The organism is Leptospira limi, from assembly GCF_026151395.1.
Lineage (GTDB): Bacteria > Spirochaetota > Leptospiria > Leptospirales > Leptospiraceae > Leptospira_A > Leptospira_A limi.
In genome coordinates this window covers 126,857-139,013 of record NZ_JAMQPV010000004.1, presented here as the reverse complement: position 1 = coordinate 139,013, position 12,157 = coordinate 126,857, and the positions used below count along the sequence as shown (strand labels likewise).

The window sequence follows — 12,157 nt, the reverse complement described above, 5'->3', positions numbered from 1 at the left end:
TCATAAAGATTTGGCAACGATTCCCATAAATGGAATTGTTGCCAAGTGATCCAAATTTGTATTACAAGTCGACTCAGCTCCTTACCCATCGTGGTTGCCTACAAAAAAGGTTACTTCGAAGAATTTGGAGTTAAAGTTACACTACACCTAAATACTCACCACAAAGCTATTTTACCTTTATTGGATGCTGGACGAGTGGAAGCAGGGGAAGTTCCGACCATTGCATACCTACAAGATAGTTTTTTAAAAAAATCAAAACTCAAAAGAATCTATAGAGGAATTTATCTTTATCATTCTCCTTTATCTTTTTATTCAAGATTTCAATTCAAACCAGAAGACTTAACCAGAAATAAAGCCTATATCCTTCCTGTTCCACATATCAATTCTATTGAAAGATTATTCGCTGAAAAATTCCTAGAAGAATATGCACCTAAAAATCCTGTAAAAGTGCGTTACATTGACACACCTGGCTTTTTAGAAGAAAAAGAATTTTTAAAACCTAATTGCTTAGGACTTGTATCTGATCCATTTTCAAGTCCTTTCCTCCGGAACTTCCAAGACTTTGCGAATAGCTTAGAACTTCCCATACTAAAAAAAGGTACGATTTATCCCTCCACCTTACTTGCATTTAGTGGTGACGCTGTTTTAAAAACTGGAAGAGAAATATCAGGAGTATTATTGGCTGTCAAAAAAGCCATAGATTTCCTTCAAAATGCAAACAAAGAGTATCATGGCAATTTATGGGAAGACCTTCAACTTTCTCATTTTTACCCGCACTTAAGAGTAGGAGAAACAAAAAACCTTCTCACCGAACATCCATTAATCCAAAAAGGAGTTTTTTCTTACCATGGTGACGAAACAACTCTTTTCCCGTTGCTAAAAGATGTCTATTTTCGTTTAATTCGAAGGGTCATCCAACCAGAGGCTGTTCAAGCTGCTCTAAACTTTGAAGAAATTTTATCAGCTCTGGAACCTAAAAAAGTATTCGATGTTAGAAAATTATCCAGTTTCCAAGAACCAACAAATGTAAAATTACATGCACCTTCACAAATCAATTACCGAAAACTAAACGCAGTTAGACACTTAATTGTTGATGTCAATTCATTGGTTTTGGATATGCTCCAAGGAAATTACAGTTCACGGCTTAACACCGACGAAACACTTCAACTGGACAACAGAGTCAAAGTACTCGTAAACTCAATGTTAGATTCATTTAACGCCAAAATCGAATTACAAAGAGAAGAGATCACTGAATTGGAAAATTTAATTTCAATTTTGGAAATTAAATTAGATAGATCCGCAGTTGACTTACAATACTCGGAAGAAAAATATCGTTACCTATTTGAATTTTCAAGAGAGGCGATCGCCTTAGTTGATGCTGATACAGGGAGTATCCTGGAAGCAAATAACCAATTCCGTTCTTTAACTGGATATACCAGAGGTGATATCACAAAAATGAATATCGAAGATATCATCATCGGAAACCAAGTATCCAACCAATTACGGTTTGGATCCGACTTGTCTTCCGATACAATGTTATCACTTCCTGATGTAGAAATTTTAGTAAAAGATGGCTCCAAACTGGAAGTTGATATCAGTTTTACGTCCATACTCTTATCTCCAAAAAAGAGATACCAAGTTCAATTCCGACCTAACTCCGAACGAAAAGAACAAGAAAGACTCCAACATGAATTTATCTCCAATGTAAGCCACGAATTACGTAGCCCGATGACAAATATCCGTGGGTACTTAGAATTTTTTAAATCGGACTCTTCTTTACCGTTCAACAAAGAACATATCAATATGTTGGAAGTAATCGATAAAAACGCAAAAAGACTTAGTTTTCTAATCGAAAACCTGCTAAAATTAACAACTTCGCGAGAAAAAGACAAAGAAGCCGAAGTGATAGAAATTTTTGATCCTGTGCCTGTGATTGAAGATGTCATACACATGAATTCTCATCTTGCAAAAGGAAAACCAATTGAATGGGAACTTTCTTTGAAAAAAGGCCTTTTGATTCGTGGCATCAAATTCGAATTTTCGCAAATTATAACAAACTTATACGTCAACGCACTAAAGTACACATTCAAAGGGAAAATTGGAATCTCGTTACGCGACGCCAACGGGAAAGTGGAAATCATAGTTGAAGACACTGGAATCGGAATTGATCCCAACTACAAAAATCAAATCTTTGATCGATTTTTCCGAATCCCATCCACAGATAATAGAAAAATAGGTGGAACAGGCCTTGGACTTTCCATTGTTAAATCACTGGTAGAAAAGATGTCCGGAGAAATATTTGTTGAAAGTAAAATGGGTGAAGGAAGTAAATTTACCATTCACTTCCCAATCGTCAATGGGAACGTTTAACCACCTTCTTCTTTTTAGGTGCAGCTTTTTTCTTTGGCGGTATTTTTGATTTTTCTTTTTCCAAAACAACGGGTTTGGAATGTAAATGGGAAGGGATGTTCTGTAAGTCTAAATTCATTTTAGACAAAAGAACCGATAATTCCATCATTTCCCTTGTACCCAAAAGTTGCATCATTGCTAATGCTTGGTTCATACCCAATTTTTTAAAGATTTCCAAAACATTCGAAACACCAAAAAACTTGAGAAGGATCGGTAATTCTTCTAATCCTCTTTGTTTGATCCATTTTTTACAATCTGCAACGGAAAGTTCATTTACCAATTGAATGATAGGCTGAAGCTGAATTTTATCAACTAACCATAAAAAATCTCGCATTGGAATTTCTTTTAGTAAAGATATCGACTTTTGGATACCGAGAGATTTTAAAACTTCAACACTTGCTTCGGGACCTAATGTTTTTGCCAATAGACCCACATCGTGTGGAGGGATACTTTTAGATACAATGGCAAGATCTGCAATCGATAACGAATGAATGAAATAAACCAAATCATCATCATCATTTTCACGTATCATCTCCACCAAAATTTTTTCAGGGATTTGATTCACTAACTCAACGACTGTTTCTTCACTCAATTTCTGTGTTAAAACGATGAGGCGTTCCTTCGGTACTTTTCCAGTAAGGGAAAGAAGTTTTTCGTATCCCAAATTTTTCAATATTTGAAAGGACTTTTTTGGACCCAATTTTTCCAAATACTGATAAACCGTTTGTATGGTAACGAGAACTTCTTTCATTTGCCCCAACTTTGGATACAAACTGTCAGAATCTTGTTAAAATTCCAGAGAAATTCCTTTCAAAATCTATTAATTTTTACAAAATGGGAGTGTGAAACCGCGGCAACTCTGGATTACCATGTTTTTTTTCATTTTGGGAGTAGTGGGGATCATTCAATTTAAAATATCTCCCTACAACCATTCACTGTCTGCTTTAATTGGGATTTGGGAAGGATTCTATGAAATCAATCCAAACTTAGTCGATCCAAATTTTGTCGTATATAAATCAGGCGGATATGACGGACAATTTTTTTACTTACTCGCAAAAGATTTGTTTAACGATTCCGATTGGAACTTAATTGTAGATAGTTATTATTTTCGTTACCATAGAATCGGATTATCTCTCATTTCTGGATATGTTTCTCATTTATTAGGTAGTGAACATTACCCGCTCATAACCCTTACGATTTTATTTTCGACTTTTCTATTTTCAGTCTATTGTTTATACCTATTACTTCCCGAAAAATCAAAATGGTTCGTTTTGTTTTATATTCATTCTCCTTATTCGTTAAATTCCAATTTATTATTAGTTGCTGATTCTTTTTTTGTGAGTTTAGCAATCATTAGTTATTATTTTTATACAAAAGAAAACTTAACTTTTTCTTTTCTATTTTTCTTGATCACAGTCTTCACAAGAGAGTTGGGAGTTCTATTTTTAGTTCCGATTGTTTTGGGAGCCCTATACCATAAACAATGGAAAGAAGTTTTTTTATTTTCCTTACCAGGTATTTTGTTTTTGGGTTTTTTATATTTCGGATGGAAAAACTCCCCAAATCATTTAGGGACAAACCCACTTGGTTTCAAAGATATGACTGATGTTCCTTTATTTGGATTTGTAAAAAGTTTTTTTGACCATAACCAATTTCAATTCAAACTAAAGGAAATTCCCAAACTACTTTTCCTAGTTTCGTTTTTAAGTATGATTATGATTTCTATCTCATCTATCAGAAACTCATTTCAAAAGGATCTAAACTTACTTGTTCCTATCCTTGGAAGTTTATTTGTCATAACCATTGCAGAAGAGGGGTACTGGAGGTCTTTTGATAATCTAAGCAGAATGTTTACGCTCATTTTACCTTTCTGTTTGCTTCTGGAAAGTGTAACCAAAAAACTGAGTTTTAAGATCTTTCTTGGCACCTCACTTACTTTGTTTTTCTTTTTACTAGTTCGCATTTTTTTCATCACACCAACAAAGGAATATTTTTTAGCATTATGATTTCACTTGCGTATTCACCTTGCCCAAATGACACTTTTCTCTTCTATCACCTGATTCGTAACACAGGTTATCCAGTCAAAGAAGAACTTTACGATGTTGAAAACTTAAATGAATTTGCATTTGAAGGTAAATTCCCGGTAACCAAACTTTCATTTGCTGCCTTTTTTCACATCATTGATAAATATATATTATTGGAAACAGGTTCTGCTTTAGGACGTGGTTGTGGCCCACTTCTCGTCAGAAAAAAAAATACTAATACCAGCTTAGAAAATTGCCAATCTCTATATATCCCGGGGCAACTGACTACTGCCAATTTATTATTATCCCTTTACACAAATGGTACACATAAACCAACTCCTCTTCGTTATGATGGAATCATTCCTAAACTTTTAACGGAAGAAAATAGTTTAGGAGTGATCATTCACGAAGAAAGGTTTACATACGAAGAAAGAGGTCTCGAGAAGGTAGTTGATCTTGGTGAATGGTGGGAATCATCAACAGGATACCCAATTCCTCTTGGCGCCATTGCCATCAGAAGGGACATCTCCAGAGAAGAAGCGCTCAAATTCCAAACGGAACTTCAAAAAAGCCTAAGAGATGCTTACCAAGAACCTAAAGCAATGATGGATTACATCAAAGAAAATTCTCAGAATAAAGAAGATTCCGTAATCAAAGCTCATATTGATTTATATGTGAATGAATTTACAAAATCATTGGGAAAAGAAGGACATGATGCTGTGTCTTACCTTTTCCAAAGAGCGATTGAAGCAGGTTTTATCAAAAAACCCACCTCGACACTACCGTTGTTTTTAGGAGAAAGTTAAGAGACAAAGGATATGTCCTTTATCTCGTTTGCAAGCTTCCATTGCCTTTGCCACCAACATTCCTGGTTTTAATTTGGAAGGATCTGCTTTGATCGCATGACCAGAAGTGAGTCCTGATACCAAAAGATCTCCAGGGTAAATGGGCACCTGTGTAGCATCCACGTGAAGTTTCGCCATTCCAAGAAGTGCAACTAGCACGTATTCTACGCCTTTTTCTTTTTTACCAAAAACAACATTAGCATTTGTGACAGCAACACCGATCACATTGGTAGAGTAGGGGTGTTTGCTCCTCCCGAGAACTCCCGTTTCTTCGGTAGCAACGAGTAAATCACCAGAAGTAATAACATCCTTTCCATCGAGTCTAAAATAACGAGCGATACATTCTTCACCTCCATCCTTCGTTATGCGAAGGTTCCCTTCAAAAACCGATTCACCGTTAGCATAAATTGCTTTCCCAGAACCAATTAATTCATATTCAGGAATTCCTTTTCCATCAACAACAAGGGCGAACTCTGATTGTGAAACAAACCTACCACCTGGTGACGCTGTGCCGGCACCTAAAATTCCAGCTGACCGAGTTGTTTCCTTCCCTTTGGATATACCGTAAACTCCGATGGAATCGCCAAATCCAACAACTCCAGAACCAGAAGAGACCCCTACAAGACCTGAGCCATTTTTCGTATTTTTACCGTAAATGATCGCATCGTTTGATTGTGGTGGAACAAATCCCTTAGAAATAGACTCAGCTTCGCCTGTAATCTTTAATAATCCAGTATGGGAATTGAAATCATGATCTTTTTCAGCGTATGGATGTGTATGAGGTTTCGGTTCTCTTTTATCAGACAATCTTGGATCATCGGACAATACGACCTTACCAGGGACAGCTTCTCCATGATTGGCCAATACAACTATACCTGCATCGTCAAACCCTGCTTTGGCGAGACGTTTGTCGTTTCCTTGCACAACAACACCAGCTTTAGTTTCGCCTGAATGTGCAAGTTGGACAATTCCATGTGCTTCCGTATTGGCAAGTTTCAGACGTTTATCATTCCCTTGCACAACTGTATTAGCTTCCTCTCCACCATTTGGTGCTAATTGTACAATTCCTTTTGCAGTGGTTGTGGCATCCTTTAACCTTGGATCGTCACCTGTTACCACTTTATCGATTGCAGTTTCACCCGCTTCCGCCAGTTGTACGAGTCCAACCGATTTTTTTGTCGCAATTTTTAATCGAGAATCATTGCCTTGCACGGCAACCCCTGGACGTGTTTCGCCATCTAACGCAAGCTCTACGATCCCTGGGTGTTCTGTAGAAGCATTCCGTAACCTCTCATCATCCGATTGGACAACGAGACCCGGTCTTGCTTCTCCACTCCTCGCAAGTCTCACGAGTCCATGAGTGAGTTCAGTGGCGATTTTTAGGCGTTTATCATTTCCTTGGACAACAACACCTGGTTTTTCTTCTCCGTCAGATGCAAGTTCCACAATCCCACGGTATTCGGTTGTTGCGTCTCTTAACCTTCTATCGTTAGATTGAACAACAACACCTTCTTTTACTTCACCATCAACTGCGAGTCGAATGATTCCAGATCTTAAAACAGAAGCATAAGGAAGTGGTTCTCTGGTTGGGCCACCAGATTCCTTTTTATCTGCACTAGAATACAATTCGAGCTCAATAACTTCGGTAGTGTATTCTTTTTTGTTAGCTTGTTTTTCATCGATAAAAACAATTTTTAAAAATCGTAAATTGACAGGTGGAAAACGCCACTTGTACCAAGTGCCTGGCTCGGATAAGAAATAATTTTCTTCATGTAACTGGTGCCAAGTTAGATCATCTTCGCTGTAATAAACAATAAACCTTTCCGGAAAATTGGTGATGGCATCGTTTTTCGTTAACATCCGAAATTCTTCAATCCGATTCACTGATCCCATGTCCAAAATCACATATTCATCAGCAGGTTCTTCTTTTTTCTTAGAAGACCATCCGTAATCAGGCCTCGTATCGAATAAATTCTCTTTCACATAGAGTCTATCTAACTCAGAACTAACTTGGATAGACTGAACACCACTGATTAAGATTTTTAATGGACCAAAACTAATCCTATTTTTCCCGTTACTTGCTTTTCTTGAAATTTTTGAAATAAACTTCACATAACGAGCGCTTGTTAATGAAAACAACCATTTAGCGGAAGTTTTGAATGATTTGCGAAAGGATGATTCTTGTAAAATGGGTTCCCAATACTTACCATCATGGGATAACTCAAACCGGAAAGAATCGGGGAAAAAATCCAATCCATCCTTTCCTGGCAATAACTCGATCCCATTAAAAAAAACAACATCGTCGAATTGGAAAATGATGGAGGAGAGAGAGGACTGTTCCTTTTCTTCAAAAAATGACAAAAACTCATTATTTTTGATTTCATACGTTCCTGTTGTGGAAACAGATTGGATGGGCAAAGAGTAGGGGTGGCTTGTGCGAATTAAATGATCTTTCATGCGCTTTTTCAGTTATGATTCCTTCCAAAAAATACCGTTTTTCTATTCAGTCTATCGAATTTCACCGACACGTGAGCCTTCTTCTTTTTCTGTAAACACTACGAGCACTACCGGTTTTACCCGTTCTGTGAAATACATTTGGATGATTTGGCGTAAATGCCCAAGAATCGGAGAGGTGACGATGATTACATTTCCATCTGTTGTCACCTGGATTTTTTCCAATTGGCGAAAGGATGATTCTGTCAATTGTTTCGAAGCCCAAGTCAAAAACCCAGACCAAGAAGCTGAGTGGGGCAGGGTGGACTCCTTTCCCAAATCATGCCCAGAATTAAGCACTTCTTTTCGTTGGGCACTCACCAATTCCCTACAAAGGGTTTGTACATACGAAACATTCGATTCCATATGAAGGTCCACAGCTTTACGATATGCTTCTAAAGCAATTTCAGGGCCAAATAAATCGACAAGAGTTTCGAAGTCTTTTTTCCCTTCTTTTGAGTCTCTTTTACTTTCGCTTTGGTCTTTTGTTTCTGGTACATGGTTTGTATTGGATATAGTTATATTAATATGGTTAGGGGATCCATCTGTAACCCCCTTTGCTTGTGAATTGAATCCCCCAGCGACCTCCGACTCGACCCCTCTGAGGTGTATCGATGTATCTCCCAGAGGGGTAATTCTGGAACCCTCGTAGTGGAAAGAAAAATGATACCTTGTGGATGTCCTCCCACTTCCAGGAACTTGGTAGAGTAGGCCTGCTTGTGTTAATTCTTTTTTGGCAGTCACGATCGATTTTTTGGTTTTGAATCCTGTGAGGCGCATGAGGGTTTCTGTGTTTGGCCAAACGGGTTTGAAGTTGTAGTCACTGAATTTTAAAAGAACAGGATACAACGTCTTTGCAGCATGGGATAACCCTGCCCAAACACCAGAATCGATGATGTCGGTCATCAGACGGATATAGGGATGTCGCTGGTCGCTCAAGGAAGCTCCTCCGATTTCTGCAAAAATTAAACTAAATTTAAGCAAATAATTCGAAGGAGTTGACATTATCTGACATAATGTTAATTATGTCTCATCCAACAACATTCCTTCGGGAAACCCCGACCCCCTGGTGTTCCAGGGGATTTTTTTTATATATCGGGTTAGGGCAATAGAATGCCCCCACACCTTCTCTCAAGAAAAGGTGTTTGCTCAAACCTATCAAAAGTTTTATTATGTCACATTATTGTCGGATTCTGGTAACTGTCAAGTTCGTACAGTATTTTTCCCTACTCGGGCTAAAAATTTTTTTCCTAAGTACTTGACTGCTAAGTACTTGTTTGGGTTATGCCGAGTCACCATACTTTTTTGAAAGTTCTTTTCTGATGAATTTATAAATATCTCCTAGCAAAATTTCGTCTTCCGATTGGATTTGGATCCCACTGCTAGTGCGTCTGATTTTGTAACCAGAAAGAGGGGAAGATTTTGGATTTACCCCATCACCTGTTTTTACTTGTTTGTTGAAGTCTTTTGCATCTTTTACGGTCTTGAGTGCACCTTTGTGGTATAGGGTGAGGAATTCATCCAAACTTCCTTTTTTCGCTGCTTGGGCTGCCTGCACGAGAAGGTTTTTATTGTAAATTTCGTTCTTTTTACATTTCTCCAAATCGGCCTTGGACATGGAAGTAATCGAAAGAACTTCCGTCATGTAACTGCGGCTTTTTCCAAATAGGTCGCCCAACTCCTGGTCCGTATACTGGTACGAATTTTTTAAAAACAGTAGGGCATCCACTTCTTCATAGGGTGATAAGTTTTCTCTTTGCAGGTTTTCGATGACAGCAAGTTTGTAGATTTCTTTATCGGGTCGGTTTAAGATCTTACACTCAATCTCTGCCCATCCCAAGGATTTGGCAGCGTGGTAACGTCTCTCTCCCGCGATGATTTTATAACTGCCTTCTTTTTCGCCTTTTGAAACGATGATGGGTTGTAAAAGGCCATCTGCTTTTAGAGTCTGGGCTAATTCTTCGATCCCTTTTTTTCGTTCTTGCCTGGGTTGGTGTTCCGAAGGTTGGATTCTGTCCATTCGGATTGTACGAATGGTCCCGTCCAAATTTTCAGCTTGGTAGATGTCGGCGAGAGTTCCTAGGCGTTTACTTTTTAAGCTCACTTAAAACCTCCTCGATAAAACCTTCATACTCTTGGGATTGTCTGGACGACCTGTTGTAATCGTAGACGGATTTTTTGGCCAAATGGCTTTCTCCAATCGCAACTCCATCAGATATCGTATGTTCAAAAATCCTGAAATACTTTGTGAGGACTGGTAAGATTGTCTTCGTCAATAAAGTCTGAGGTTTTAATTGGGTGATGAGGGCACCTAAAATTTCCAGATCTGGGTTGATCCTTTTTTTAATTGAGGAGATGGTTTGTTGTAGCCCCATAATCCCATCCATCGAAAATTTTTCTGCCTGGAGTGGGATCAAAACGTAATTAGCAGCAACCAAACTGTTTACTGTGAAAATAGAAAGGGAGGGTGGGCAGTCTATGATGACAAAGTCAAAATCCTTGAGTCCGGAAAGTGAGTCTCTAAGAATATAAGGTGCTTCTACCGAGTTCACCGAAACAGTTTCCATTTCCGCCAAACGCATGCTAGATGGAGCAACCCACAAATGCTCGTTATATGCCGGAGTAATGATGTCTTTCATGTTCGCCGAATTTTGGAATAAATGGGCAAGGTCCTTTTCGACAGTTTCAGGATTTAGAAAAATTCCGGTAGAATTTGCCTGGGGATCCATATCGATGAGTAAAGTTTTGAGATTTCGGCGAGCCAATCCCATGGCAAGATTCAAAGAAGTAGTTGTTTTGCCCTCTCCGCCTTTCTGATTTGCAACTGCAATGGTGATCATCTATCTCTCTTTTTCCTTCCCATTTGGTATGCTTTCCATTGGAAAATTTGGGATCAATTGTATTTTTGAAAGGGAACAAAAAAAGGAATTTTTGTCCATTTCTACCTACATTGTCGGACATCCGACATGGCAAAAATTAGCAAAAACTATCTCTTCTGTTTCTGTCGGACATCCGACATTCAAACTGGTACGTACTTGACAAAGTGATTAAATTTAAACAGTTTCATAGCATGCCCCCTCATACCGCATCCTTGTTTGCGTCCAGCCAAACAGGCAAAGAATGGATGGAAACAATCCTTCCTTCTTTGTGGGCAGAGTTGTGTACCGAGTTTGGACTGGCCTCCGGTGTCGTAGTTCTCAAAGCAGAAGACGAAGATTCGTTTTATGAATCAGCTAGTTTTGGCTACGGAGAAGATGGTTTTTACTATTCATTTCTGAATCGTGGTTCTGCGGAATGGGAGACTCTTATGACTTCCAGAGAGCCGGTTTTTTTCTCTGGGAAAGAATTCCCTTTGTTTGGAAAAACAACAAATGCAATGTCGATCCGGATTGTTGCGAAAGAAAGTATTGGTTTCCTTCTCGTCGAATTTGAAGGTGAAACATCATTTCCTATGTTCGCACTCCTTTCTCTTTTTGCAGATAAAATTGGGAAAGAGTGGAGTGGGAATCAACCACAGATGGTTCGTCCCGAGCAAAAAGATTCTGATGAATCGTATCTCCAATTCAGAGAAAAAATTCCCAATCTAGATGCCGCGATCCAACGGTTCGGATCCGAAAAATTGGTTTCGATTTTTGGGGCCCCTGGATCAGGGAAAAAAAGTTTAGCGAAATGGATTCACCTAAATAAGTATTCGGGGGCTCCCTTTCTCGTTGTCGAATCCGTACCCGATCATTTTGGGAAATTCGAAAAAGCTCTCCAGGAATGGGGAATCGAGTCAAATTATGGAAGTTTGGTATTTACGAACCCAGAACATTTTTCCTTAGGGCAACAACAAATCCTTGCGGATTGGTGGGCAAAATCTGGATACAAGGGTAACCTCTTTCTCTTGGGTGATTCAAATGGAAGCGGAGAAGTCCTCCCTGAATTCCTCCAATTATTGCAAAAAAATCCCGTGTATTTACCGGCATTAAATCATTTGCCAAAACCTACATTTTCAAACATCATCCAGTCCATTTTTCAAAAATTATGCCACGAACAAAATCGCTCCGATCTTACTCTGAGTCAGGCCGGTGAAGCGGAACTTCTCAATCGAATTTATAAAGAAAATTTCGTTGAATTGAGAAGTTCCATTCTCTCTGGAATTTTAACTTGTCGTACCAAAATCGTAGATGTTCCTGATCTTCTGGTCGGCCGGAACCGGATGGATATTGAGATTCCGGATGCCGAAGATTTAGACTTGCGGCGAGGGATAGAAGCCTTAGAAAGGCAGAAGATTCTTTTGGCAATGCGTATCTTTTCGGGAAACCAAATTCGAATGGCAAAGGCATTGGGAATTTCGAGAGGTTCTCTCCAATATAAAATGAAACAACTTGGTTTGATGTAAAG

At 38.7% G+C, this 12,157-nt stretch carries 9 protein-coding genes; 4 read left to right on the top strand and 5 right to left on the bottom strand.

What is annotated here, in order from left to right; translation table 11 throughout:
* Positions 1-45 precede the first annotated feature (45 nt).
* On the top strand, positions 46-2,370 hold the full coding sequence (locus tag ND812_RS17280; protein ID WP_265376591.1) for an ATP-binding protein: 2,325 nt from the start codon (positions 46-48) through the stop codon (positions 2,368-2,370).
* Here ND812_RS17280 and ND812_RS17275 read toward each other — a convergent pair.
* Entirely contained in the window at positions 2,354-3,160 is an 807-nt protein-coding gene (locus ND812_RS17275; protein ID WP_265376590.1) for a hypothetical protein, read from the bottom strand. The two genes, ND812_RS17280 and ND812_RS17275, sit on opposite strands and share 17 nt — an antisense overlap.
* Before the next feature lie 91 nt (positions 3,161-3,251).
* Here ND812_RS17275 and ND812_RS17270 point away from each other — a divergent pair, with 91 nt between their 5' ends.
* Both ND812_RS17270 and ND812_RS17265 read left to right on the top strand, forming a co-directional pair.
* Positions 3,252-4,415 carry an AZOBR_p60025 family cell surface glycopolymer formation protein gene (locus ND812_RS17270; protein ID WP_407658607.1) on the top strand — a complete coding sequence of 388 codons (1,164 nt, stop codon included), beginning with the start codon at positions 3,252-3,254 and terminating at the stop codon, positions 4,413-4,415.
* Positions 4,412-5,239 (top strand): 1,4-dihydroxy-6-naphtoate synthase, encoded by an 828-nt coding sequence (locus ND812_RS17265; protein WP_265376588.1) that lies wholly within the window; start codon positions 4,412-4,414, stop codon positions 5,237-5,239. Before ND812_RS17270 ends, ND812_RS17265 begins: the two co-directional genes overlap by 4 nt.
* On the opposite strand, the gene ND812_RS17260 is transcribed toward ND812_RS17265, so the two are convergent.
* The 4 genes from ND812_RS17260 to ND812_RS17245 form a co-directional block, all read right to left on the bottom strand.
* Positions 5,225-7,735, bottom strand: coding sequence for a discoidin domain-containing protein (locus tag ND812_RS17260; RefSeq protein WP_265376587.1), 2,511 nt, complete (start codon positions 7,733-7,735; stop codon positions 5,225-5,227). The genes ND812_RS17265 and ND812_RS17260 overlap by 15 nt on opposite strands.
* A 51-nt stretch (positions 7,736-7,786) precedes the next feature.
* Positions 7,787-8,710, bottom strand: coding sequence for a helix-turn-helix domain-containing protein (locus ND812_RS17255; protein ID WP_265376586.1), 924 nt, complete (start codon positions 8,708-8,710; stop codon positions 7,787-7,789).
* Positions 8,711-9,053: 343 nt separating this feature from the next.
* Entirely contained in the window at positions 9,054-9,875 is an 822-nt protein-coding gene (locus ND812_RS17250; protein WP_265376585.1) for a ParB/RepB/Spo0J family partition protein, read from the bottom strand.
* Positions 9,859-10,611 (bottom strand): ParA family protein, encoded by a 753-nt coding sequence (locus ND812_RS17245; protein WP_265376584.1) that lies wholly within the window; start codon positions 10,609-10,611, stop codon positions 9,859-9,861. Before ND812_RS17245 ends, ND812_RS17250 begins: the two co-directional genes overlap by 17 nt.
* Before the next feature lie 284 nt (positions 10,612-10,895).
* On the opposite strand from ND812_RS17245, the gene ND812_RS17240 reads away from it, so the two are divergent.
* Positions 10,896-12,155, top strand: a complete 1,260-nt coding sequence (locus ND812_RS17240; protein ID WP_265376583.1) for a helix-turn-helix domain-containing protein — start codon at positions 10,896-10,898, stop codon at positions 12,153-12,155.
* Positions 12,156-12,157 lie beyond the last annotated feature (2 nt).

Excerpts from the sequence above, each read along its gene's own strand:
- ND812_RS17245 (WP_265376584.1), bottom strand. The coding sequence starts at position 10,611 with ATGATCACCATTGCAGTTGCAAATCAGAAAGGCGGAGAGGGCAAAACA.
- ND812_RS17265 (WP_265376588.1), top strand. The coding sequence starts at position 4,412 with ATGATTTCACTTGCGTATTCACCTTGCCCAAATGACACTTTTCTCTTC.
- ND812_RS17240 (WP_265376583.1), top strand. The coding sequence starts at position 10,896 with ATGGAAACAATCCTTCCTTCTTTGTGGGCAGAGTTGTGTACCGAGTTT.
- ND812_RS17260 (WP_265376587.1), bottom strand. The coding sequence starts at position 7,735 with ATGAAAGATCATTTAATTCGCACAAGCCACCCCTACTCTTTGCCCATC.
- ND812_RS17275 (WP_265376590.1), bottom strand. The coding sequence starts at position 3,160 with ATGAAAGAAGTTCTCGTTACCATACAAACGGTTTATCAGTATTTGGAA.